A 26,733-nucleotide genomic window follows, 5' to 3' on the forward strand; every position below is an offset into this window, starting at 1 on the left:
AATTTGAGCAAGGAAAATATAGTGAGTACAAAACAGTCCGTTCTTCGTCTTTTCTATAAGTAAAAATATAGATTAGAATGAAAAGCCGACTGAAACAACAAATATTTGCAATCTCATTATTGGTATGTACTGCTATATCTCCTGCCAATGCTCTGCAAACACATTCACTTCGCGAACAATTCCAAAATCCGTCTGACGAAGCAAAGCCTTGGACTTTTTGGTACTGGATGTTTGGCGCCGTATCCAAAGAAGGGATTACGGCTGATTTGGAAGCAATGAAACATGCCGGACTGGGAGGCACTTATCTGATGCCTATCAAAGGTATCAAAGAAGGGCCACAATACAATGGGAAGGCGCAACAACTAACTCCCGAATGGTGGGAAATGGTTCGTTTCAGCATGGAAGAAGCCGACCGCCTGGGATTAAAGTTAGGAATGCATATTTGTGATGGTTTTGCATTGGCTGGTGGTCCGTGGATGACTCCGAAAGAATCGATGCAAAAAGTAGTCTGGAGTGATACAATCGTTGATGGTGGCAATATCAAAGGACTATACTTGCCGCAACCGGAGGCATATGAAGGTTTTTATGAAGATATATCTTTATTTGCCCTGCCTGTAAAAGAGGAAGCGGCAGACATTATGCCGGCTAAAATAACCTGTGCCAATATAGCCACAGGAAATCATATTGACATCAAGAAGACTGTGAACATGGATGATGCCGGAGTAATCCGTTCATCATATCCCTGCTATATCCAATATGAATACGAACAGCCTTTCACCTGCCGCAATATTGAAATCATTCTGAGTGGCAATAATTATCAGGCACACCGCTTGAAAGTGATGGCAAGTGATGATGGAGTTAATTACCGTTTGGTGAAACAACTCGTCCCTGCACGTCAGGGATGGCAGAATACAGATGAAAATTCCACTCATGCAATTCCTGCTACAACTGCCCGCTATTTCCGCTTCTACTGGACCCCCGAAGGCAGTGAACCGGGAAGTGAAGATATGGATGCCGCAAAATGGAAACCTAATCTGAAAATAAAAGAATTGCGCCTGCACCGGGAAGCCCGACTGGATCAGTGGGAAGGCAAAGCCGGACTGGTATGGCGTGTAGCTTCCTCCACGAAGAAAGAGGAAATAGGGGAGCAAGATTGCTATACCCTTTCACAGATTATCAACCTGACAGATCCCTTTAAAAATAGTCCGAGCGACAATTTTAAAGAGAGAACACTGACGACTACTCTCCCCAAAGGAAAGTGGAAACTACTCCGCATGGGACATACCGCCACCGGACATACGAACGCAACTGCCGGAGGAGGAAAAGGACTGGAATGTGATAAATTTAATCCAAAAGCTGTCCGCAAGCAGTTCGACAACTGGTTTGCGCAGGCATTTGTAAAGACAAACCCGGACGTTGCACGCCGCGTATTAAAATATATGCACGTGGATAGTTGGGAATGCGGAAGCCAGAACTGGAGCGATACTTTTGCCGCAGAATTCCAGAAACGCCGTGGATACGACCTGATGCCTTATTTACCATTGTTGGCAGGTATTCCGATGGAGAGTGCCGAACGAAGTGAAAAGATTCTGCGTGATGTCCGCACAACGATAGGTGAACTGGTCGTCGACGTTTTCTATCAAGTCTTGGCCGACTGTGCCAAAGAATATGATTGCCAGTTCTCAGCCGAATGCGTAGCGCCTACCATGGTAAGTGACGGATTACTGCATTATCAGAAAGTAGACCTTCCCATGGGAGAATTCTGGCTGAACAGCCCAACTCACGACAAACCGAATGATATGCTGGATGCTATCAGCGGAGCGCATATCTACGGCAAGAATATCATCCAGGCAGAAGGTTTCACAGAAGTACGCGGAACATGGGACGAACATCCGGGAATGTTGAAAGCCTTACTGGACCGCAACTATGCTTTAGGCATCAACCGCCTTTTCTTCCATGTATATGTCCATAATCCTTGGCTGGACCGCAAACCGGGAATGACTCTGGATGGTATCGGCCTTTTCTTCCAGCGTGACCAGACGTGGTGGAATAAAGGTGCAAAGGCTTTCTGTGAATACATCACCCGTTGCCAATCATTGCTGCAATACGGGCATCCAGTGGTAGATATTGCAGTTTTTACAGGAGAAGAGATGCCAAGACGTTCGATATTGCCGGAACGTTTAGTTCCTTCTTTACCGGGCATCTTCGGTACAGAGCGGGTGGAAAGCGAACGAATCCGCTTGGCAAACGAAGGACAACCCTTACGTGTGCGTCCTGTAGGCGTAACACATTCTGCCAATATGGCCGATCCTGAAAAGTGGGTAAATCCACTTCGAGGATATGCCTATGACAGCTTTAACAAAGACGCGTTACTCCGTTTGGCGAAAGCTGAAAATGGTAGGATGACATTACCGGGTGGAGCCAGTTACAAAGTATTAGTATTGCCACTTCCACGTCCGATGAATCCAGACCCCACAGAACTATCTCCGGAAGTAAAACAAAAGATAAATGAACTGAAAGAAGCAGGCATACTGATTCCTTCTCTTCCATATAATGAAGATGATTTCTCCTCATACGGTCTGGAACGTGATCTGATCGTACCGGAAGACATTGCATGGACACATCGGCAAGGAGAACAGGGGGACATTTATTTTATCGCCAACCAACAGGAGGAAACACGTACATTTACCGCCAGTATGCGCATCGACGGCAGAAAGCCGGAATGCTGGAATCCGGTGACGGGTGAGATTACCGCCGACATTCCTTACGAACAAAAAAACTATCGTACGGAAATCACTTTAACGTTAGCTCCGAATGAGTCTGTCTTCATCGTATACCCTGCAGAAGAAGATTATAAAGAAACTCCGGAAAAAGGCCGCAAGGAAAAGAAGGATTCAGTAAAAGAACCTTCGGAGACAGGCTTGGAAGCTACAGAATATACCGTGACTTTTACAGCAAACGGTAAGACTATCCAAAGACAGGAACTCTTTGACTGGAGCAAAGAAGAAGATGAGCAAATACGCTATTACTCCGGAACAGTAGTGTATAAAACAACATTCCGCTGGAAAAGTAAAGTGAAAGAAGCCCAACAAGTATATCTGAATCTGGGAAAAGTATGCGATCTGGCTACTGTCCGTGTAAACGGCATAGATTGCGGAACGATATGGACAGCTCCTTATCGGGCTGATATTACGGCAGCCTTAAAGAAAGGTGTGAATGAACTGGAAATCGAAGTGACCAATACTTGGGCGAATGCACTCAAAGGGGCCGATGAAGGAAAAGCTCCTTTCGATGGAATATGGACGAATGCCAAATACCGGAAAGCAGAAAACACCCTGCTTCCTGCAGGATTGCTCGGACCTTTGAATTTTGAAGTAGCGAATAAAAACAAATAAGAATGAAAAGTTCAGGAATTAAAACAAGCACAGTATTAGCAAGCTTTCTGCTCGCTGCCTGTCTGTCAATGCATGCGGAAGTGAAACTGCCTGCTATTTTCTCTGACGGCATGGTGATGCAGCAACAAACCAATGCCAACCTTTGGGGAACGGCAACTCCGAACAAAAAAGTAACAGTCACTACCGGCTGGAACGGAAAACAATATGCAGTAACAGCAGACAAAAACGGCTCATGGAAACTTTCAGTCTCCACTCCGGAAGCCGGCGGACCGTATACCATCACTTTCGACGATGGAACCCCAAAGACACTGAATAATATTCTGATAGGCGAATTATGGCTGTGCTCCGGTCAGAGCAACATGGAAATGCCGATGAAAGGATTCAAGAACCAACCTGTAGAGAATGCCAATATGGATATTCTTCGCAGCAAAAATCCTCATATCCGCCTGTTTACGGTAAAACGTACTTCTACCATTACCCCACAGAACGACGTAGTCGGTTCATGGAAAGAAGCGGCTCCGGTTAGTGTCCGTGATTTCAGTGCGACGGCCTATTATTTCGGAAGACTGGTCAATGAAATATTAGAAGTTCCGGTAGGACTCGTAGTAGCGGCATGGGGCGGTTCTGCCTGCGAGGCATGGATGACTGCTGATTGGCTGAAAGCATTTCCGGATGCAAAGATACCTCAATCGGAAGCTGATATCAAATCGAAAAACCGTACTCCAACCGTACTCTATAATGGTATGTTGCATCCATTGATCGGCATGACTATGAAAGGCGTGATCTGGTATCAGGGAGAAGATAACTGGAATCGTGCCCATACCTATGCGGATATGTTTGCCACATTGATTAACGGCTGGCGTGCCGAATGGAAACAAGGTGATTTTCCTTTCTACTATTGCCAGATAGCTCCCTATGACTATGGTATTATCACTGAAAAAGGTAAAGAAGTGATTAATTCAGCCTATCTGCGGGAAGCACAGGCAAAGGTAGAACATCGTGTGTCTAACAGCGGCATGGCTGTACTGCTGGATGCAGGAATGGAAAAGGGTATTCATCCCGCAAAGAAACAGGCTGCCGGAGAGCGTCTGGCACTCCTTGCACTAACAAAGACGTACGGAGTAGAGGGGGTGAACGGAGAAAGTCCCTATTACAAAAGTATTGAAATCAAGAATGACACTATCGTCGTCAGCTTTGAACGTGCGAATATGTGGATCAGCGGTAAAAACTGTTTCGAATCGAAAAACTTTCAGGTGGCAGGTGAAGACAAAGTATTCTATCCGGCGAAAGCATGGATCGAACGCAGCAAAATGCTAGTAAAAAGTGATAAAGTTCCGCATCCGGTAGCTGTCCGTTATGGATTTGAGAATTATGTGGAAGGAGATGTATATTGTGATGGTCTGCCGTTGGGGTCTTTCCGTTCGGACAACTGGTAATTTGAGAATATGAAGAGATTTTATCTGGCTATAGCAATGATATTCGTTGGCGTGTCGGTTCTTTGGAGCCAGCATGCCAATGTCGTCTGGGATACTCCCAGCCGGAACTCCTCCGAATCGATGCCATGCGGCGGGGGAGATATCGGCATGAACATATGGGTAGAAGAGGGGGATATACTGTTTTATCTGAGCAGGAGCGGTACGTTCGATGAAAACAACTGCCAGTTGAAGCTGGGACGTTTTCGCCTCCGGTTATCTCCCAATCCTTTTGAAGACGCAAAGGATTTCCGGCAGGAATTAAAGCTGATCGACGGCTATGTTGAAATCTCCGCCGGAGGAACGCAAGTACAACTCTGGGCGGATGTTTTTCATCCGGTTGTACACATTGAAGTGGTTAATGACCGGCCTTTGCAGACGGAAATATTTTATGAAAACTGGAGATACCAGGATCGGCTGATCAGAAAAGGAGAGGGGCAACAATGTTCTTATAAGTGGGCTCCTCCGAAAGGTACGGTAACATATGCCGACTTCATTTCATTAGAGAATTTATCCGAAAAGGACAGCAAACGCCTTTTGTTTTATCATCGTAATGCGGAAGAGACAGTATTTGACATAGCAGTTGCCCAACAAGGGATGAATGAAGTGAAGTCGCAGATGATGAATCCTCTTAAAAATCTGACTTTCGGAGGGTATCTGTCAGGAGAGAATCTGGAATATACAGGCACTTCAGACAGTGTATATGCCGGGACCGATTACCGCACTTGGGGATTTCGTTCTTTGAAAGCTTCTAAAAAGCATCATTTCTCAGTTGTGTTACACACAGAACAGACGGAAACCGTCACCCAATGGGAGCAAGGTCTGAAAACAGCCTGGCAACGAATTGCCCCACAAGGAAAGATATCGTCTAAAGTGGTATCACAGGATAAAAAACAAACCCGCCTGTGGTGGAATGCTTTCTGGCAACGGAGTTTTATCGAAACGATCGGTGAAACCGAAAACAAGGAGAACAGCAAAGTAGAAAAAGAAGCCGGAAATAAAGAAAAGAGCGATGCGAAAGATGCATTGAAAGAAATCACCCGAAACTACACTCTTTTCCGTTATATGCTGGGCTGCAATGCTTACGGCAGTGTCCCCACCAAGTTCAACGGTGGTTTGTTCACCTTCGATCCCTGCCACATAGACGAGAAGCAGGCATTCACTCCTGACTACCGAAAGTGGGGAGGAGGAACGATGACTGCACAGAATCAGCGTCTTGTCTACTGGCCAATGCTGAAAAGCGGTGACTTCGACATGATGCCTTCCCAATTCAATTTCTATAACCGGATGTTGAAGAATGCGGAACTCCGCAGCCGTGTATATTGGCAACACGAGGGAGCCTGTTTCTCCGAACAGATAGAAAACTTCGGCTTACCCAATCCCGCAGAATATGGTTTCAAACGTCCGGATTGGTTTGACAAAGGACTGGAATACAATGCGTGGCTGGAATATGAATGGGACACTATTCTTGAATTTTGCCAGATGATTTTGGAAACGAAGAATTATGCCGATGCCGACATAACCCCGTATTTGCCTTTGATTGAAAGCTCGCTGACCTTTTTCGACGAACATTATCGGCTACTCGCTTCCCGTCGGGGACGTAAAGCACTGGATGGCGACGGACACCTGATACTGTTCCCCGGCTCTGCCTGCGAAACCTACAAGATGACCAACAACGCCAGCAACACCATCGCCGCACTGCGAACTGTATTGGAGACTTACATCAAAATTTACAACAATGAAAAGTGGCAAAAGATGCTGGAAACAATTCCTCCGGTTCCATTACGCTATATCGAAGTCAAGGATTCTCTTAATCGTCAGACTTCTACCATGACTCCAGTATGGAAACAAACGATTTCTCCCGCCAAAAGCTGGGAACGAATCAACAATATAGAGACACCACAACTCTACCCGGTATTTCCCTGGCGCATCTACGGAGTAGGCAAGGAAAATCTGGAAATAGCTCGTGATACCTATTTCTATGATCCTGACGCACTCAAATTCCGTTCCCACACCGGATGGAAGCAAGACAACATCTGGGCGGCCTGTCTGGGACTGACCGAAGAAGCCAAAAGCCTTTCTCTGGCAAAGCTATCGGATGGTCCCCACCGTTTTCCTGCCTTCTGGGGACCGGGATATGACTGGACACCCGACCACAACTGGGGAGGTAGCGGCATGATAGGACTTCAAGAGATGCTCTTACAAACGAATGGAGCACAAATACTTCTGTTCCCCGCCTGGCCCAAAGAATGGAACGTCCATTTCAAGCTCCACGCTCCGGGTAATACGACGGTAGAAGCAACTTTAAAAGACGGGAAAGTGACAGACCTAAAGGTATCACCAGAAAACAGAAAGAAAGACATTATTATAATGATAGAAAAATAGAAAAAATAAGCACGAATTACATAAATGAAAAAACTATGAATAAAAGACCGTTTTTAATTTTGTTCCTATTTCTGCTGCTATTCTCCTTCGGTGGGCAGGCAGCAGATACTTACCGTCCCGAAACATCGGTTGCCGGATTTATTCCGCTTCCCGATTGCGGGCGACAAGTATATAACTTCAATCCGGGATGGCGATTCTGCAAAGGCGATATCCGGGGGGCGGAAGCTGTAAATTTTGACGATCGTTCCTGGGAGGTCGTTTCTACTCCTCACACAGTAGAGTTGATGCCTGCCGAAGGTAGTGGTTGCCGCAATTATCAGGGCCCTGCGTGGTATCGCAAGTATTTCGTAGTTCCCACCGCAACGAAAGGACAGCGTGTACTCCTTCATTTTGAAGCGGCAATGGGAAAGCAAGTACTTTACCTGAACGGCAAACGTGTTCAGGAACATCTCGGAGGTTATCTGCCTTTCACACTGGACTTGACGGCAAACGGCGTACAAGCCGGAGACTCCTGCCTCCTTGCCGTCTATACCGACAACAGCAACGATAAATCATACCCTCCCGGAAAGCCACAATACACATTGGATTTTGCTTATCATGGAGGTATCTATCGTGATGTATGGATGATTGCCAAGTCTCCGGTCGCCATTACCGATGCCATCGACTCCCGGACAGTTGGCGGTGGCGGTGTATTTGTTCACTTCGACAAGATCAGCGAAAAGAGCGCACAAGTATACGTAGAAACAGAGATTCAGAACAATAATACTCGTTCGGAATCCGTCACAGTAGAAACGACCCTTACAGATGCCGAAGGCAAGGTTATCAAACGTACGTCTAGCAAACTCTCTCTGAACTCCGGAGAAAAGAAATCAATCCGCCAGCAGATGGATGTGAGGAATCCGAAACTTTGGTCACCGGATGCACCATATCTATACAGAGTACAATCCCGTATAAAGAAAGGAAACCGTTCCATCGACGGAGGAACTACCCGTATCGGTATCCGCCTGGCGGAATTTCGTGGCAAAGAGGGCTTTTGGCTGAATGGAAAACCTTTCGGACAATTAGTTGGAGCCAATCGTCATCAGGATTTCGCATACGTAGGCAATGCTCTTCCCAATTCACAGCAATGGCGTGACGCAAAACGCCTGCGTGATGCAGGATGTACCATCATCCGTGTAGCGCATTATCCACAGGACCCATCCTTTATGGATGCCTGTGACGAACTCGGCATGTTTGTCATCGTCGCTACTCCGGGCTGGCAATACTGGAACAAAGACCCGAAATTCGGAGAACTGGTTCATCAGAATACCCGTGAAATGATTCGTCGTGATCGCAATCATCCTTCCGTGCTGATGTGGGAGCCTATTCTGAATGAGACCCGTTATCCACTCGACTTTGCACTGAAGGCACTTGAAATAACGAAGGAAGAATATCCATATCCGGGACGTCCGATAGCCGCTGCCGATGTGCATTCTGCCGGTGTAAAGGAACATTACGATGTAGTCTACGGCTGGCCGGGTGATGACGAAAAGGAGGACAAACCGGAACAATGCATCTTCACCCGTGAATTCGGAGAAAACGTAGATGACTGGTATGCCCACAACAACAATAATCGTGCAAGCCGCAGTTGGGGTGAACGTCCGTTGCTGATACAGGCACTTTCTCTGGCTACAAGTTATGATGAGATGTACCGCACTACCGGTCAGTTTATCGGTGGCACACAGTGGCATCCGTTCGATCACCAGCGTGGTTATCACCCCGATCCATACTGGGGAGGTATTTATGACGCTTTCCGTCAGAAAAAGTATGCGTATGAAATGTTCCGCAGCCAATCTCCGGCAAGCCTCCAACATCCGTTGGCAGAATGCGGACCGATGATATTCCTTGCTCATGAAATGTCACAGTTCTCCGATAAGGATGTCGTGATATTCAGCAACTGTGACTCCATCCGCCTTTCTATCTATGATGGGACAAAAACATGGACCAAACCTGTGGTACATGCCAAAGGTCACCTGCCGAACGCACCTGTTGTCTTTGAAAATGTATGGGATTTTTGGGAAGCACGCGGATACAGTTATACTCAAAAGAACTGGCAGAAGGTAAATATGGTTGCCGAAGGTATTATCGATGGGAAAGTTGTATGTACACAAAAGAAAATGCCTTCCCGGCGGTCTACCAAACTTCGCTTGTATGCAGATACTCAAAAAGTAAATCTGGTAGCGGATGGTTCGGATTTCATAGTGGTAGTTGCCGAAGTAACGGATGATAGCGGAAATGTACGTCGTCTGGCAAAGGAAAATATCGTATTCACGGTAGAAGGTGAAGGAGAAATCATTGGCGATGCAAGGATTGGCGCCAATCCCCGTGCCGTAGAATTCGGATCGGCTCCTCTACTGATCCGTTCCACACGAAAAGCCGGGAAGATTAGAGTGAAAGCCCACGTGCAATTTGAAGGAACTCAGGCTCCGACTGCAACTGAAATGGAATTTGAAAGTGTTCCTGCGGGACTTCCTTTCTGTTATGACGAGAAGTACTGTATTGGTCAGAAAACATCCTCATTAACTGTAAAAGCCGGTTCGTCCGAGAGTGCAACTGAAGGCAAAGTGCAACTGACGGAAGAAGAACGGCAACGGGTGTTGGATGAAGTGGAACGGCAACAGACTGAATTTGGAATAGAAAAGTAAATTTGAAAAACTTGACCGCAGATTTGTGCATGGCAAAACAAGGTTACCAATCTGGATTTATTATCTGCTAATTTGAATTTTACCCGAAAAATAGTATCTTTGATGCAAGATTCATTTCCACTAATATAATATACAATGAAGAAACACTTCTTTTTGATATTTATGTTTCTCTTGATAACGAGAATCTGTGCTTTTGCCTACCCTAACATGATCGTTGAACATTATACGGCTGAACGAGGCTTACCCAATAACATTGTCAATTGTACACTGAAAGGGCAGGACGGATTTGTATGGTTCGGCACCTGGTACGGACTATGCAGTTTCGACGGTACCAAATTCCGTTCCTATGATAATCATGACGGATTTTACTCAGCAGATATTCCTCCCCGTAAGATTCAGCGTATTGTAGAAGACCGGAACGGATACCTTTGGATCAAGACTATCGACCGCAAACTCTATCTATTTGATAAGAAACATGAAAGTTTCCACGCAGTGTATGACGATGTAAAAGAGTACTCTGAAAATATTCAGATTATCAAGATACAGACGACAGATGACGGAGACGTACTGCTGCTGACCAAAGATAAAAGCCTGCTGCGTGCAAATACAGACCAGAACGGTAAAATCACCATGAAGCAGTTGCACGATTCGCGTCCCAATGTCAACGTCTACGACTTACGCCTCAAGCATAATGTGTTTTGCGAAACTGCCGAGTTTATCAATTGGATCGGTATGGACTATCAGATTCTTTCATTAAGAAAAGGAGAGGCTCTGAAAGATAAGCCTGTCGACTTTATTCAAAAGAAAGTTTCTGCCAATCCGGACCAGTTCACTTGTGCTTCCTACAGTTCCAAATTCTTATGGCTGGGAGATAAGAACGGACATATTTATAGCGTCGATCCGCAAAATGGAGTAGTCAACCGTTACGAAATACCGGAAATTGATCAACCGATTTCCAATATACTGGTCACTGAATCAGGATTAATGTATATCACCACCGTTGATGGTGCGTATGAATATAACATCGGCTACAAACAACTGACCAAACTACCGTTCTCCATCGCAGGGAAAAAAGTAGGAATGATATTCAATGACAAGTATGACAAAATTTGGTTTCAGGAAGGTAATGAGGCATTGACGTACTATGATCCTCTGAACAAAAGCAATCATCGCTTTCCTTTCCCCAAACAAAATGCCATCGGTAACTTTGAAAAGCAGGATGCCGGTGAACAGGGTATGTTTTTCCTCACCCCCGGTGGAGAAATTCTGCTCTTCGACAGGGAGAAACTGGAAATGACCCGTATCAATCAACTGAAACCTTTTTCCGACGACCTTCCCGATCAGCTCTTCTTTCATCTGCTGCTGGATAAAGACGGTATTCTTTGGCTGGCATCTACAGGCAGCGGAGTATACAAAGTCAACTTTCCAAAGAAGCAATTTCAACTGCTGACAGAAGTTTCTCCTGTCCCTGTCGGGGCTGAAAAAGCGACCTCCTGGAATCAGGGGATACGTGCGCTTTATCAGGCAAAGAACGGGGATATCTGGGTAGGTACCCGTTGGCAGGCACTTTATCGTCTGGATAGCAACGGACAGATAAAGCAGGTTTTTACGGATCAGAATTATCTGATAGGCGCCGTATATCATATCATGGAAGATAAAGAAGGAAACTTATGGTTTTCCACTAAGGGAAACGGACTTGTCAAAGCCGAACCGGATATGAACTCACCGCACGGTCTGCGCTTTACCCGTTATAAAAATGATTCTAAGAATCCGAATACTATCAGTAACAATGATGTATATTTCACATATCAGGATAGTCAGGAGCGTATCTGGGTCGGTCTGTTGGGCGGCGGGCTGAACTTAATTTCCGAAGAAAATGGAACGCTTGTATTCAAGCATAAGTACAACGGACTGAAACAGTATCCCGCTTATGGTCTGTATATGGAAGTCCGCACAATGACGGAAGATGAAGATGGGCGTATCTGGGTAGGAACGATGGATGGTCTGATGTCTTTTGACGGACATTTTACGACTCCCGAACAGATTCAGTTTGAGACGTACCGACAAATCAGCGATCGTTCCAATGTGGCGGACAATGATATTTATGTATTATATAAAGACAGTAATTCACAAATTTGGGTGAGTGTATTCGGTGGAGGTCTGAATAAACTGGTCCGCTATGACAAAGAAAAACGTGAACCGATATTCAAGTCATATGGCATACGTGAAGGAATGAATAACGATGTGGTCAAGTCCATCGTGGAAGATAAAAACGGAAATTTGTGGTTTACTACCGAGATTGGCCTGTCCTGCTTTAATAAGGCGACAGAGCAGTTCCGTAACTACGACAAATACGATGGTTTCCTGAATGTTGAACTGGAAGAAGGCAGTGCGTTGCGTGCATTGAACGGAGACTTATGGCTTGGTTCGCGACAGGGGATTCTGACATTCTCTCCTGATAAACTGGAGACACAACATACCAACTATGACACCCGTATCGTAGACTTTAAAGTATCCAATCGTAATCTGCGAAGTTTGAACGACTGTCCGATTCAAAAGTCTATCACATACACCGATGCACTTCAATTGAAGTATAATCAGTCTATGTTCACAATCGAATTTGCCGCATTAAATTTCTACAATCAGAATCGCGTATCTTATCGTTACATACTCGAAGGGTATGAGAAGGAATGGCACTATAACGGCAAAAACCGTATTGCTTCTTATACCAATGTTCCTCCCGGAGACTACGTATTCCGTGTAGAAACGATGGATGAAGCTAATCCGGAACTTGTATCCACACGTACATTGGCTGTCACCATTCTCCCGCCATGGTGGCTGAGCTGGTGGGCTACTCTTATCTATGTAATCCTTGGCATTGCGGCCCTCTATTTCGGTCTGCGCCTGGCCTTCTTCATGATTAAGATGAAGAACGATATTTATATCGAACAGAAAGTCTCGGAAATGAAAATCAAGTTCTTCACCAATATTTCCCATGAGCTTCGTACTCCTCTGACACTGATAAAAGGGCCGATACAAGAACTGAAGGAAAGGGAAGAGCTGTCTCCGAAAGGATTGCAATATGTGGACCTGATGGAAAAAAATACAAATCAAATGTTACAACTGGTCAATCAGATTCTTGATTTCCGAAAGATTCAGAATGGCAAGATGCGCCTGCATGTATCATTGATCGATTTCAATGAAATGATAGCCTCCTTCCAAAAAGAATTCCGTGTACTTTCGGAGGAAAATGAAATCAGTTTCACCTTCCAGCTACCGGACGAACCGATTATGGTATGGGCAGATAAGGATAAATTGAGCATTGTTATCCGCAACGTCATATCGAATGCGTTCAAATTTACCCCTTCCGGTGGAAGTATTTATGTAACTACCGGATTGACGGATGACGGAAAATCCTGCTATGTACGAGTAGAAGACAACGGTGTCGGCATTCCGCAAAATAAGCTGAGTGAGATTTTCGAGCGTTTCTCACAAGGAGAGAATGCGAATAATCCACATTATCAGGGTACAGGCATCGGGTTGGCACTTTCCAAAGAAATAGTAAATCTGCATCACGGTATCATCCGTGCCGAAAGTCCGGAAGGGCAGGGGGCCGTGTTTATTGTAGAGCTATTATTGGGCAAGGATCATTATCGTCCGTCGGAAGTAGATTTCTATGTCAGCGATACGGAAACTGCTCCTGCCGCTACAGACAAGGAGATGGTTATCGATTCCGAAAAGGAACCGGAGGAGGAACTGGAAATTGACGCTTCATTACCGACTCTTCTGCTGGTAGAGGATAATAAAGACCTTTGCCAGTTAATAAAACTGCAATTGGAAGATAAATTCAACATCCATATAGCCAATAACGGCGTAGAAGGTCTGAAGAAAGTGCATCTGTATCACCCGGACATCGTAGTGACCGATCAGATGATGCCGGAAATGGATGGACTGGAAATGCTGCAATCTATCCGGAAGGATTTTCAGATCAGCCATATCCCTGTCATTATTCTGACAGCCAAGAACGACGAAGGTGCCAAGACCAAAGCGATCACTCTGGGGGCGAATGCATATATAACCAAGCCATTCAGCAAAGAGTATCTGTTGGCACGAATCGATCAGTTGCTTGGCGAACGGAAACTGTTCCGCGAACGTATCCGCCAGCAGATGGAGAACCAGACGACAACGGAAGAAGACAGCTACGAACAATATCTGGTAAAGAAAGATGTGCAGTTTCTTGAAAAGATACATCAGGTGATCGAGGAAAACATGGACGACAGTGATTTCAATATTGATACGATCGCATCCGGCATCGGACTGAGCCGTTCGGCATTCTTCAAAAAGCTGAAAAGCCTTACCGGACTGGCACCTGTCGATCTGGTAAAGGAGATTCGCCTGAATAAATCGATCGAACTGATTAAAAATACGGATTTGAGTGTTTCGGAAGTGGCGTTTGCTGTCGGATTCAAAGATTCAGGCTACTATAGCAAGTGTTTCCGCAAGAAATATAATCAGACTCCCCGTGAATATATGAATGAATGGCGGAAAGGATAGAAAGACCGATTACAAAATACTTTCTTAATCGTCTTTTTTAAAAACCTATTAAGATTCGGAAGAATGAACAAGATTAAGAAAGTATTATCAGTATGGATGTTGGTTGCCTGTGTACTACCTGTGGCAGCCCAATATCCGGTGATCCCCGACTCGGTAAAAGAAAGAGGAGCAAAACAAGAAGCAGAGTTCGAACAGAAATCCAATGCGGCATGGGAAAAAGCCTTGCCAACAGTTTTGGAAGAAGCAAAGTTAGGAAGACCTTACAAACCTTGGGCTTCCAAACCGGAGGATTTGATCAAAAGTAATATTCCGGCCTTCCCCGGTGCGGAAGGCGGTGGTATGTACACTCCCGGTGGTCGTGGAGGCAAAGTGATTGTGGTTACTTCCCTGGAAGATTCCGGCCCCGGCACATTCCGCGAAGCCTGTGAAACCGGTGGCGCACGTGTTATTGTATTTAATGTGTCAGGTATTATTCGCCTGAAAAGCCCGATCAGTGTACGTGCCCCTTATGTAACGATTGCGGGACAGACAGCACCGGGAGACGGTATCTGCGTGACCGGGCATTCTTTTCTGATCGATACTCATGATGTAGTGATTCGTCATATGCGTTTCCGTCGGGGGGCACAGGATGTTGCTTTCCGGGATGATGCAGTAGGAGGAAATGCAGTCGGCAATATTATAATAGACCACTGTTCGGCAAGCTGGGGACTGGATGAAAATATGTCTATCTATCGCCACGTCTACAACAGGGATGAAACCGGGCACGGACTGAAGTTGCCTACTGTGAACATTACCATTCAGAATTCGATATTCTCGGAAGCATTGGATACTTATAATCATGCGTTTGGCGCCACTATCGGAGGACATAATAGTATGTTCTGCCGTAATCTTTTCGCTTCCAATATCAGTCGTAACAGTTCGGTGGGTATGGACGGAGACTTTAACTTCGTAAACAATGTTGTTTTCAACTGGTGGAACCGTTCTATCGATGGAGGAGACAACAAGAGTTTTTATAATATAATCAATAACTATTTTAAGCCCGGTCCTATCACCCCGCTGGATAAACCTATTTCCTATCGTATATTGAAACCGGAAGCCGGACGCGATAAAAGCAAACCGATGTCCTTCGGAAAGGCTTATGTAAACGGTAACATCGTTCACGGAAATGCTAAAGTGACAAAAGATAACTGGAATGGCGGAGTTCAGCTTGCCAGTGAAGTGGATGAGGGAAAGTTCTTACCGCAAATCAGAGTGGACAAAGCATTCAAAATGTCGCCTGTAACGATTATGGATACCCAAAAAGCTTATAACTTTGTATTGGATAATGTAGGTGCTACTCTCCCGAAACGGGATGCGGTAGACGCTCGCGTCATCAAGACTGTACAAACAGGAAAAGCGATTTATGCGAAAGATGCTCCGGAATTTATCTCTCCTTACGTGAAAAGACGCTTGCCGGCAGACTCCTACAAACAAGGTATCATCACCGATATCCGTCAGGTGGGCGGACTTCCTGAATACAAAGGAGAAGCATATCTTGATTCGGATGGTGACGGTATGCCGGACGCATGGGAAATTGCCAACGGACTGAATCCGAACGATCCGACTGATGCAAAGGAGGACTGTAATGGAGACGGCTATACCAATATCGAGAAATATATCAATGGGGTGGATACAAAGAAGAAAGTAGACTGGACAGATCTGAAGAACAACTACGATACCTTGTCCAAACGGAAAAGTCTGTTTTAATCGTATGATTTGCTTATGGTCAAATGATCTTTCAGGATTGAATAATTAGAAAACAACGTTTATTGTAATGAATATACAATTAAGAACTATCCTTTTAGGATTATTGAGCATAGGGTTTGCGCAGGGATATGCGCAAACCTTTGCTTTACAGGTTAAGGATGACCGGATCACTTACTTGAATGACGAACAGGGAAACCGGATTCTTGATTTCTCGTACTGTGGCTACAAGGGCTCCGAACAGGATATTCCTTCTGTCCGCAATGCCGTGTTTGTACCTTGGACAGCAGGAGATAATACATCACGTATTCAACGCGCCATTGACTATGTCGCCTCATTAGTACCTGATGCTTCCGGTTTCAGGGGAGCCGTGTTATTGGATCAGGGAGAATTTTCTTTATCCGGAAGCCTTCGTATAAATGCCTCCGGCATCGTACTGCGCGGAGTGGATAAAGAGAAAACGATACTTCTAAAAAAAGGAGTAGACAGAGGTGCCCTTATCTACATGGAAGGGACAGACGATCTGAAGAAACAGGATACATTGCAGGTACTCTCGAAATATGTTCCGGTAAATGCGAGGACATTGGAAGTTGCTTCAGGTACTTCGTTGAGAAAGGGAGATCGGATACTGGTGAACCGTCCGTCCGGCAAAGAATGGATTGCTTCGTTAGGATGTGATATCTTTGGAGGAGGAATCAGTGCACTGGGCTGGAAAGAAGGAGATATGGATCTTACCTGGGATAGAACCGTGACAGAAGTAAACGGTAATCAGATAACGTTGGACGCTCCGCTGACAGTGGCGCTGGATGCCAAATACGGTACTTCTTCCGTGATTACTTATCAGTGGAACGGGCGCATCCGGGAGTGCGGAGTAGAAAATATGACTCTGATTTCCGACTATGACAAACGGTACCCTAAAGATGAAGATCATTGCTGGACAGGTATTTCTATCGAAGATGCGGAAGATTGCTGGGTACGCAGGGTGAGCTTTAAACACTTTGCAGGAAGTGCAATCCTTGTTCAGCGTACCGGTTCCCAAATCACAGTTGAGGACTGTATCTCACGAGAACCTGTTTCTGAAATCGGAGGAATGCGCCGCTGTACTTTCTATACCTTAGGACAACAGACACTTTTCCAGCGCTGCTATTCGGAACAGGGTATTCATGACTTTGCAGCCGGATATTGTGCTGCCGGACCGAATGCTTTCGTACAATGTGATTCGTATGAATCTTTAGGTTTCAGCGGATCTATTGATGCATGGGCATGTGGCCTATTGTTTGACGTGGTTAATATAGACGGGCATAATCTGAGTTTCAAGAATCTGGGACAGGACAAGAACGGAGCGGGATGGAATACGGCAAATAGTCTGTTCTGGCAATGTACCGCTGCCGAAATAGACTGTTATGCTCCGGCAAAGGATGCCATGAACCGTGCGTACGGATGCTGGGCACAGTTCTCCGGTGACGGCGAATGGGCACAATCAAACAATCATGTGCAGCCCCGAAGCATTTTCTATGCTCAATTAGAAGATCGTTTGCAGAAGAAATGTGCAGAACGTGCCCGTATCCTGCCAAGAAATACAAGCGCCACCAGCAGTCCGACCGTTGAAGTTGCTATGGAACTGGCCAAAGAGGCTTACAATCCCCGCCTGACATTGGAACACTGGATTGAACAAGGAGCCTTTGCTCCTTCAATAGCTATGTCCGGAGTAAAATCAATCGATGATATTAAAGAAAAGAAGATAACTCCGAACAAGACATCGGCACAACCGGAAGTAACTATTGCAAACGGACGTATCCAGATGAACAGTACTTTGTTGGTAGGAAGTAGCCATACCACCCCTTGGTGGAATGGAAAACTTAAAACCAACTTTCTGAAAAAAGCAAGCCCTGCCATCACCCGCTTTGTTCCCGGACGTGAAGGATTAGGACTGACAGATCGCATCGATTCCGTAATCGGCTATATGAAACAAAAGAACATATTGGTATTTGACCAAAACTACGGACTTTGGTATGATCGCCGCCGGGATGATCATGAACGAGTGCGCCGTCGTGACGGAGATGTATGGGGGCCTTTCTACGAACAACCTTTCGGACGTAGCGGTCAGGGTACTGCCTGGGAAGGACTGAGCAAATATGATCTGAATCGCCCTAATGCATGGTATTGGTCGCGATTGAAAGAGTTTGCCGAAAAAGGAAATAAAGACGGACTATTGCTATTCCATGAGAACTATTTCCAGCACAATATCCTGGAAGCAGGTGCGCACTGGGTAGATTGTCCGTGGAGAAGCACCAACAATATCAACCAGACCGGATTTCCGGAACCTGCTCCGTTTGCAGGAGACAAACGAATCTTTGTTGCAGATATGTTTTATGACATCACTCATCCGGTTCGCCGTGAGTTACACAGACAATACATCCGCCAGTGTCTGAACAACTTTGCAGATAACCCGAATGTCATTCAGCTGACAAGTGCCGAATTTACAGGTCCACTACATTTTGTACAGTTTTGGCTGGACGTGATTGCCGAATGGGAAACTGAAACCGGAAAGAAGGCCAAAGTAGCATTAAGTACCACAAAAGATGTACAGGACGCCATCCTTGCCGATCCGAAGCGTGCAGCTGTGGTGGATATTATTAATATCCGCTACTGGCACTATAAAACAGATGGAATCTTTGCACCGGAAGGAGGGAAGAATATGGCTCCCCGCCAACACATGCGTAAGATGAAAGTCGGAAAGGTTACTTTCACCGAAGCCTACAAGGCTGTCCACGAATATCGTCAGAAGTTCCCGGAGAAAGCCGTAACCTTCTACGCACAGAATTATCCGGCTATGGGATGGGCTGTATTCATGGCCGGCGGTTCATGTCCTGTAATTCCGTGCACAGATAAAGCATTCCTGAAGGATGCAGCGGCTATGGAAGTGGAAGAAACCGATACCGACAACTATAAGAAAATGGTAAAATCTGATATCGGCAGTATCATTTATTCCAAGTCCGGAACAGAAATTCCTGTTCAATTATCGTCCGGAAAGTATATCTTAAAGTACATACATCCCGGTTCAGGGATGATGAGTGTTATAGATAAATCATTGAAAATTAATGGGGTATACAAATTAAAGGTACCGGATAAAAAAGAAGGTATTTATTGGTTCCATAAACTCTGAAACAAAAAATCCCGCTGATGACTGATCAGCGGGATTTTTCCATTTTATAGGTAATTTCTAACAAAAGAGTGTTATAAAACATGATACTTATTTTTTCAACCTACAAACCAGATTTTACCGGTGGTTGAGGTCAGTTCTGCTTAGCTTTGCAACATCAAATCAATCGAATTAATGCTATGATGGAACAGACTAATAATTCAACCGACACTTTACTCGCTTCTTTTCAAGCGGGAAATATGGCAGCTTTTTCGCAGCTATATGATTTGCACATCAACATTCTTTTTAATTACGGATTGAAGTTGACCATTGATAAAGAGTTACTGAAAGATTGCATCCACGATATTTTCGTTAAGCTCTACACTAAAAAGGATGAATTAGGAACTATTGATAATTTGAAGTCTTATTTGTTCATCTCATTAAAGAACAAACTCTGCGATGAACTCCGCAAACGTATGTATATGTCTGATACAGCCATAGAAGATGTAAATGCAGTAGCTCCCACAGATGTAGAAGATGACTATATGGAAGAAGAGCAACGCAAAAATGAGTTCTCGCTGGTGAAGCGTCTACTGGACCAGCTTTCTCCCCGGCAGCGTGAAGCACTAACATTATATTATATAGAAGAAAAGAAGTACGAGGATATCTGTGAGATTATGAACATGAACTATCAGTCTGTACGCAACCTGATGCACCGTGGATTGACAAAATTGCGTAGTCTGGCAAGTTAATTTTAGTAAAAAGGATATTTAGTTGAGTACATACACAGAGTAACAGCGTCCTATCTATGTAAACGCTTAAAAAGGATGCGATATGTGCTCTAAGGTAAAGGATTTTTTGACGGATGATGATTTCATCAATTATGCACTGGGTGTAACTCCGGAAGCAGCCTCCCAATGGGAAACTTATTTCAGGGAACACCCGGAACAGATAGCAGATGCAGAAGAAGCTAAGGCCGTATTATTGGCTCCGGCAGATGTTGCCTGCGACTTTTCACTGGTTGAAAACCAAGATTTAAAGGATAGAATTGTTAGTAGTATAAAAGATTTTTCGAACATTTTGTAGTTAGATTAGATAGAAGTTAGGTTAGTTAAGGTTAGTAAAAAGATTGATGCAGTCTTTCACAGACACTTGAATGATCAAGTACTGTGAGAGACTGCGTTTTATATATCTACAATTTGTTTTCTTCCTGAATATCGAATGCTTTGCAGAAACTGACGATAAGTACGATACAACCTCCCAATATACCTGTAATCATGTAAGCAATACGAATATCAAATGCCTGTGTAATAGCGCCTATTAGCAAAGGAGCGATCAGCGAACCAATAAAACTGATACTCGACAGGATAGTGAGCGCAATGCTGACGGGCGTCTTTGACTTGGCCCCTACAAAGCTATATAAAGTAGGTACGATACATGAGATACCTAGTCCGACCAGCATAAAGCCTAAGGAATTGATGATCACTTTCATTCCCAGTGAGTCAAACGCATTGCCCAACAATGCGGAAATGAAGAAGCCGATACAAATAAGGCTGCCTGCCAGTTGCAGTACTTTTTTCTTTCCCCAAAGCTGGTATGCATAATTCGTCAGGAATCGTCCCGTAGCCATCATGACCATAAATACAAGGAAGCCGATTTGCAATGATTTAGGCACATGGACAACCGATTCAAAATAAACAGCACTCCAGTCGAACATAGCACTCTCTACGATGAGCGCGAATAATCCGACTAAACCTAATTGTAAAAGGAGTATTTCCGGCTTTTGAAATAACAGACGGAATCCATTCGGAGCTTTATCAGCCGCTTTGTCTGTTGTCTCAAAGCCCGGCTTCGGATGTTCGCATATAGGAAGCGTTGTTTCTTGCAGATATTTTCGTCCTGCCAATACTATGATAAGGATAATAGCGGCTATTAGCATATAATGCCAAACAGGAGAGGTGCCCGTCAGAATCATCACGAAGCCGATAAGTGCTCCGGTACAGGCTCCCAAGCTCCATCCTCCATGAAAAGTTGCCATGATTGTCTTACCATACAAACGCTCCACTTCGATCCCTTGCGTATTGAACGATATATCGCACAAGTTCCAGAACACTCCGAAACAAAAAAGCAGGAATCCCAGCAAATAGACTTCATGAGCCAATCCGACACAAAGTAAGGACATGGCATATCCCAAAATGCTGACCTGTACCATTGTGCGACTCCCTAATTTAGATACAAGATAACCCGCCAAAGGAATTGCTACAAACTTGCCGACTGGTATCATAAATAAAATCAGACCCCAATAAAATGCATAATTGGCAGCAAATACATCTTTGAAATCCGGGATACGGCTTGCCCAGCTTGCCATACAGAGTCCTTGGGCAAAGAAGAAAGTCAGGATGGCAAAACGTATTTTCTCTTTCGGATATGTAAATTGGTTGTTCATGAGTCATTCTTTTTATGGAGGCAAAGGTATTTATTTTTTGTGTTTTACCTTTCCTGCTATTACTCTTTTTTGTACTTTTGCAGCCGATTTAAAAATATCACATACATGAAGACAAGCGAATCTTTATTATCTATAGGTAAATTCATAGCCGAATATTCAGCCCATCTAATGGGAGCGGGGGTACATACCTCCCGTGTTGTACGCAATTCCAAACGTATCGGAGAAGCTTTTGGCTTAGATGTCAAACTGGGCGTATTTCATAAAAATATCATTCTTACTATCATCGATAAGGAGACAAACGAAGCCTGCAACGAGGTTATAGATATTCCTGCACATCCCATCAGTTTTGAGCATAACTCCGAACTAAGCGCTTTGAGTTGGGAAGCAGTAGACAAACAGTTATCGTTGGAAGAACTGAAAGAGAAATACAAAAAGATAGTCTCTGCTCCGATGATACATCCTCTGTTCGTTTTGATATTGGTAGGCTTTGCCAATGCGTCATTCTGCAAACTGTTTGGCGGTGACTTAATCTCAATGGGAATCGTTTTCTCCGCCACTATTACAGGATTATACCTGAAACAGCAGATGCAAAAGAAGAAAATGAATCATTATATTATATTCATTGTTTCGGCCTTCGTCGCGTCGCTCTGTGCTTCTACCGCCTTGATTTTCGACACAACTTCCGAAATCGCACTGGCAACCAGCGTTCTATATCTTGTACCCGGTGTTCCTTTGATTAATGGAGTGATTGATGTTGTCGAAGGATACGTTTTGACAGGATTTGCCCGTTTGACAGAAGCCTCTTTGCTGATTGTCAGCATTGCCATCGGCCTTTCCTTTACATTATTAATGGTAAAAAACAGTTTAATTTGATATGGTAGCACTTGATATTCTTTCTGATGGTTTCTTTGCAGCGATAGCAGGTATCGGATTTGGAGCAATTTCCGATCCTCCGTTGCGTGCATTTAAAATGATTGCAATATTGGCGGCATTGGGACATGCGTGCCGTTTCTGTCTGATGACTTACTTGGGTGTAGATATTGCTACGGCTTCTTTATTCGGTGGATTAGTAATCGGGTTCGGCAGTTTATGGCTCGGAAAGCGGGTATATTGCCCGATGACGGTGCTGTATATTCCTGCGTTGCTCCCGATGATTCCGGGAAAGTTTGCGTACAACATGGTATTCTCTCTTATTATGTGTTTGCAGACAGCGAATAAACCGGAACTGCATGATAAGTATATAAAGATGCAGGAGATGTTCTTCTCCAACACTTTGGTGGCAAGTACAGTAATTTTCATGCTTGCAGTCGGAGCTACATTCCCGATGTTCCTGTTCCCGCACAGAGCCTTTTCTTTAACAAGACATTAATTAAACTACTTTTATGGAGATTTTTTGGAGAACAATTGCGTATTATAATTCAGCCACCTGGCTTTTGCAGATTATTGTCATTCTGATCGGTATTGTGCTGACCGCATTGCTGATCAGCAAACCACGTCCGTGGGTGAAGATGGGAATGAAGATTTATATGATAGGTCTTTATTCGTGGATTTCCATTGTCTATTACTTTATCTACTGCGAAGAACGCAGCTATAACGGGGTGATGGCGATGTTCTGGGGAGTGATGGCTATTATCTGGATATGGGATGCGATTACCGGATATACGACTTTCGAACGTACACACAAATATGATCTGCTATCTTATGTGTTGCTGGCCATGCCTTTCATTTATCCTATGGTGTCGTTGGCACGCGGGCTATCTTTCCCGGAAATGACTTCTCCAGTGATGCCTTGTTCTGTAGTGGTATTTACCATCGGACTGCTGTTGCTGTTTGCACACAAGGTAAATATGTTTTTGGTATTGTTCCTTTGCCACTGGTCATTGATCGGATTATCCAAGACTTACTTCTTCCAGATACCGGAAGATTTCCTTTTGGCAAGTGCGACTATTCCGGGACTCTATCTCTTCTTCAGAGAATATTTCCTGAATAATCTGCACGCAGATACCAAGCCCAAAGCTAAATATATTAACTGGTTATTGATAACAGTCTGTATCGGGCTGGCTATATTGTTGACGACTACTATGTTTTTGGAATTAGTTCCGAAGAACTGATTGCCGCACTATTACACGTTATTAGTTTCATGCCTTGAAACGATTAGTTTCATTGCTTGAAACCAACAGTTTCAAGGCATGAAACTTTTTTTTATCTGATAGCATAAAATATTCGGAGAGCATATTGCATCATATTATCCGGCAGCCAGCTCTTGCTTTTAGCAAACAGAACTTGCACCAACGGACCTACTTTAGTCCGGAAAGGAGGATTTTTACGCGCTACTATTTTACAGATTGCAGCACCCAGCTTGCGGGGATGGCATCCGTTACGCTCTTCTTTTTCAATAATCTTTAATGATCTCAGAAAACTGTCAGCATAATCTTCATTTTGTCCGGTCAGTTCAGAGATATTCCGGTTGTCGGTAAACCCGGTATTAAAATCTCCCGGCTGCACCAGGCAGACTTTAATATGAAACGGATGAACTTCCAGCGCCAAGGCCTCGCTGTATCCTTCTACTGCAAACTTGGATGCTGAATAAAATCCCTGATAGGGGATGCCCATCACTCCACCAATAGAGCTGATATTGATAATCTTTCCCCGACGTGCCTTGCGCATATAAGGGAGCACCGCTTTGCACATATTGACCACGCCAAAGAAATTTGTATTCATCTGCATGCTCACTTCTTCTTCGGTAGCCAACTCCAATGCTCCGCCAATTCCCATACCGGCATTATTAATCAGTACATCCATCCGTCCCTGCTCGGATATTATTTGTTCTACAGCCTGACGAACAGAAATACTATTCGTTACATCAACGACAAGCATTCGGACCTTACCTATATTCTCTGAAGGTTTCCGGCTCGTACCGTAAACGATATGACCTTGTTCTGATAACATTTGCGCAGTGATCTTTCCAAATCCGGAAGAAGCTCCGGTAATGAGTATGATTTGTGGTTGCATATTCTTTTATTTGCAGCAAAGATAAAGAGAATATCCGAAAATTCTGTTTTTGCCGAATAGTATTCTGATTAGACGGTTTCAGAAGCTTCCTCCTGCAAAACTTGGTTTTCTGCAAAAGATATCCTATCTTCGGGAAAAATAACGATATGAAAAGAATACTTATATTCAGCATAGTATGTCTGACTTCAATTATAGTGTCGCTGGGACAGTCAGTGGAAAGCACCATTCTTCCTCCTACGGGCTACACTCGTGAAGTATGCGATGAACATTCATTTGCCGCCTATCTGCGTCAACTCCCATTATTGCCCAAAGGGAGTAAGGTTTTACTTTACAACGGACAGGAGAAAAGGAATCAGGCAGCCGCATTCGCCGTAGTAGATATGGAAATAGGCAATCGCGATTTACAGCAATGTGCGGATGCAGTCATGCGCTTGCGGGCAGAATACCTATGGGCACAGAAAAGATACGGAGAAATCAAATTTAACTTTACCAATGGCTTTCCGGCAGAATATAAAAAATGGGCGGAAGGAAACCGTATCAAAGTAACTGGAAATAAGGTAGAATGGTATGCTGCAGGAGGCAAAGACTATTCATATAAGACTTTTCGTAAATACTTGAATATGGTATTTATGTATGCCGGCACTGCTTCTCTTTCAAAAGAGCTTCGTACGGTTCCTTATACTTCACTGCAAGCAGGAGATGTGTTTATCAAAGGAGGTTCACCGGGCCATGTCGTGATAGTAGTAGATGTGGCAATTCACCCGAAAACAAAAAAGAAAGTTTTTTTATTGGCGCAAAGTTATATGCCCGCCCAGCAAATACATATCCTCGTCAATCCTGCCAACCGAAATCTGTCACCTTGGTATGAACTGACAGATACAGACAGTGGCAGATTGTATACACCGGAGTGGACATTTGAAAAGAAAGAGCTGAAAAGGTTTTAGAAATTGCTTACCTGGCACCTTTCCTTCCGGGGTCCCCTCCTGTAGGTGGGAGGAGCATAAAGATACCTCTTCTCAACTATTTAGTATAACGGTCAACTCTTGCCGCCAATCAGCACCGTTTTCTGGTTGGAAGGTTTCGAAGCCAAGTTCTTTGCCTATGTGGATATTCGAACTTCCATCGTCAACGAAGAGCGTTTCGGAAGGTATGACATGACTGTCTTTTATCATAAAGTCGAATATTTCGGGAGCCGGTTTGGTATGTCCCAACTGGTAAGATAAATATAGTTTGTCGCAATAATCGTTCAGCGGTTTCCCTTCGGATGAAAACTCCGGACTGCATGCCCATGACATAACAAAAGGATTGGTATTACTCAAGAGATACACATGATATGATTTACGAAGTCCCAATATATAATCGAGCTTTCGCAAGTCCACTTCATTGAAAAAGCCTAACCACGCCTGTTTGGTTTCTTCCATCGTCAGTTTGCGACCGCACAGATCTCCCAATTGCTTCCGAAATTCATCGGCACTCAACTTTCCTTCTTCCAGTTCTTGGAAGATTCCGGTCTGATGGTATTTGTCCAAACGAGTATCGGCATCCGCCAATCCCAGTTTGATAAACGCCTGAACAGCTTTATCGCGATCAATGTCTACAATCACTCCGCCAAAATCAAATACAATGTTTTTAATCATGATATATACAATTTTTATTTGTTACAAAGATACGGCTAATCTTCTTAATAAACAGCCCGTCATCGCTTGATCTTTGTCAAAAAAAACATGAGGGCAATCTGCGATATGCATAATAATAGGAGCATAAATAATATAGTTACACTATCCTGCCGTGATGGTGTAACTATGATCACAGTATAGTGTCACTATGAGAGGAGGATAGTGACACCATTTTTTGTATGGTTTATAGAGGTGTATGTATCATATTATTTTTTATATTTGCA

The 26,733-nt window shown here is 44.3% G+C and carries 16 protein-coding genes; 13 read left to right on the plus strand and 3 right to left on the minus strand.

What is annotated here, in order from left to right; translation table 11 throughout:
• The first annotated feature begins 110 nt into the window (after positions 1 to 110).
• The 9 genes from DW640_RS07140 to DW640_RS07180 all read left to right on the plus strand — a co-directional run bounded on the left by DW640_RS07140 (position 111) and on the right by DW640_RS07180 (position 20,461).
• A complete protein-coding gene (locus DW640_RS07140) occupies positions 111 to 3,395 on the plus strand; it encodes a glycosyl hydrolase (protein ID WP_370448817.1) in 3,285 nt (1,094 codons plus the stop codon).
• Positions 3,396 to 3,397: 2 nt separating this feature from the next.
• Positions 3,398 to 4,831 (plus strand): sialate O-acetylesterase, encoded by a 1,434-nt coding sequence (locus tag DW640_RS07145; protein WP_061473735.1) that lies wholly within the window; start codon positions 3,398 to 3,400, stop codon positions 4,829 to 4,831.
• A 9-nt stretch (positions 4,832 to 4,840) separates the two neighbouring features.
• Positions 4,841 to 7,252: a DUF5703 domain-containing protein gene (locus DW640_RS07150; RefSeq protein WP_061473734.1), complete on the plus strand. Its 2,412-nt coding sequence runs from the start codon at positions 4,841 to 4,843 to the stop codon at positions 7,250 to 7,252.
• A 35-nt stretch (positions 7,253 to 7,287) separates the two neighbouring features.
• Entirely contained in the window at positions 7,288 to 9,936 is a 2,649-nt protein-coding gene (locus tag DW640_RS07155; RefSeq protein ID WP_072066577.1) for a glycoside hydrolase family 2 protein, read from the plus strand.
• A gap of 135 nt (positions 9,937 to 10,071) precedes the next feature.
• The gene (locus DW640_RS07160; protein ID WP_061473732.1) at positions 10,072 to 14,490 is read left to right on the plus strand and encodes a hybrid sensor histidine kinase/response regulator transcription factor; all 4,419 of its coding nucleotides are present in this window, start codon (positions 10,072 to 10,074) and stop codon (positions 14,488 to 14,490) included.
• A gap of 63 nt (positions 14,491 to 14,553) precedes the next feature.
• Positions 14,554 to 16,236, plus strand: coding sequence for a polysaccharide lyase (locus DW640_RS07165; protein ID WP_074855723.1), 1,683 nt, complete (start codon positions 14,554 to 14,556; stop codon positions 16,234 to 16,236).
• A gap of 67 nt (positions 16,237 to 16,303) precedes the next feature.
• Complete coding sequence (locus tag DW640_RS07170; protein WP_117577709.1) at positions 16,304 to 19,399, plus strand: DUF6298 domain-containing protein; 3,096 nt, start codon at positions 16,304 to 16,306, stop codon at positions 19,397 to 19,399.
• A gap of 176 nt (positions 19,400 to 19,575) precedes the next feature.
• Positions 19,576 to 20,127 carry an RNA polymerase sigma factor gene (locus DW640_RS07175; protein WP_008765767.1) on the plus strand — a complete coding sequence of 184 codons (552 nt, stop codon included), beginning with the start codon at positions 19,576 to 19,578 and terminating at the stop codon, positions 20,125 to 20,127.
• A gap of 82 nt (positions 20,128 to 20,209) precedes the next feature.
• Positions 20,210 to 20,461 carry a hypothetical protein gene (locus DW640_RS07180; protein WP_008765766.1) on the plus strand — a complete coding sequence of 84 codons (252 nt, stop codon included), beginning with the start codon at positions 20,210 to 20,212 and terminating at the stop codon, positions 20,459 to 20,461.
• Between the two features lie 106 nt (positions 20,462 to 20,567).
• On the opposite strand, the gene DW640_RS07185 is transcribed toward DW640_RS07180, so the two are convergent.
• Positions 20,568 to 21,821 (minus strand): MFS transporter, encoded by a 1,254-nt coding sequence (locus DW640_RS07185; protein WP_055298484.1) that lies wholly within the window; start codon positions 21,819 to 21,821, stop codon positions 20,568 to 20,570.
• Positions 21,822 to 21,926: 105 nt separating this feature from the next.
• On the opposite strand from DW640_RS07185, the gene DW640_RS07190 reads away from it, so the two are divergent.
• Genes DW640_RS07190 through DW640_RS07200 form a run of 3 tightly spaced genes read left to right on the plus strand, consistent with a single transcriptional unit; the run spans position 21,927 to position 23,932 of the window.
• On the plus strand, positions 21,927 to 22,694 hold the full coding sequence (locus DW640_RS07190) for a threonine/serine exporter ThrE family protein (protein ID WP_008761612.1): 768 nt from the start codon (positions 21,927 to 21,929) through the stop codon (positions 22,692 to 22,694).
• Position 22,695: 1 nt separating this feature from the next.
• Positions 22,696 to 23,190, plus strand: coding sequence for a threonine/serine exporter family protein (locus tag DW640_RS07195; RefSeq protein WP_008761611.1), 495 nt, complete (start codon positions 22,696 to 22,698; stop codon positions 23,188 to 23,190).
• Positions 23,191 to 23,203: 13 nt separating this feature from the next.
• Positions 23,204 to 23,932 (plus strand): DUF6064 family protein, encoded by a 729-nt coding sequence (locus tag DW640_RS07200; protein WP_008761610.1) that lies wholly within the window; start codon positions 23,204 to 23,206, stop codon positions 23,930 to 23,932.
• Positions 23,933 to 24,023: 91 nt separating this feature from the next.
• Here DW640_RS07200 and DW640_RS07205 read toward each other — a convergent pair whose 3' ends face one another.
• Positions 24,024 to 24,833, minus strand: a complete 810-nt coding sequence (locus tag DW640_RS07205; protein ID WP_008765762.1) for an SDR family oxidoreductase — start codon at positions 24,831 to 24,833, stop codon at positions 24,024 to 24,026.
• Positions 24,834 to 24,979: 146 nt separating this feature from the next.
• On the opposite strand from DW640_RS07205, the gene DW640_RS07210 reads away from it, so the two are divergent.
• Positions 24,980 to 25,777, plus strand: coding sequence for a DUF4846 domain-containing protein (locus DW640_RS07210; RefSeq protein WP_008765761.1), 798 nt, complete (start codon positions 24,980 to 24,982; stop codon positions 25,775 to 25,777).
• Positions 25,778 to 25,849: 72 nt separating this feature from the next.
• On the opposite strand, the gene DW640_RS07215 is transcribed toward DW640_RS07210, so the two are convergent.
• Positions 25,850 to 26,470: an HAD family phosphatase gene (locus DW640_RS07215; RefSeq protein WP_117577711.1), complete on the minus strand. Its 621-nt coding sequence runs from the start codon at positions 26,468 to 26,470 to the stop codon at positions 25,850 to 25,852.
• Between the last annotated feature and the right edge of the window lie 263 nt (positions 26,471 to 26,733).

It is taken from the genome of Bacteroides sp. AM23-12, assembly GCF_003434395.1.
Lineage (GTDB): Bacteria > Bacteroidota > Bacteroidia > Bacteroidales > Bacteroidaceae > Bacteroides > Bacteroides thetaiotaomicron.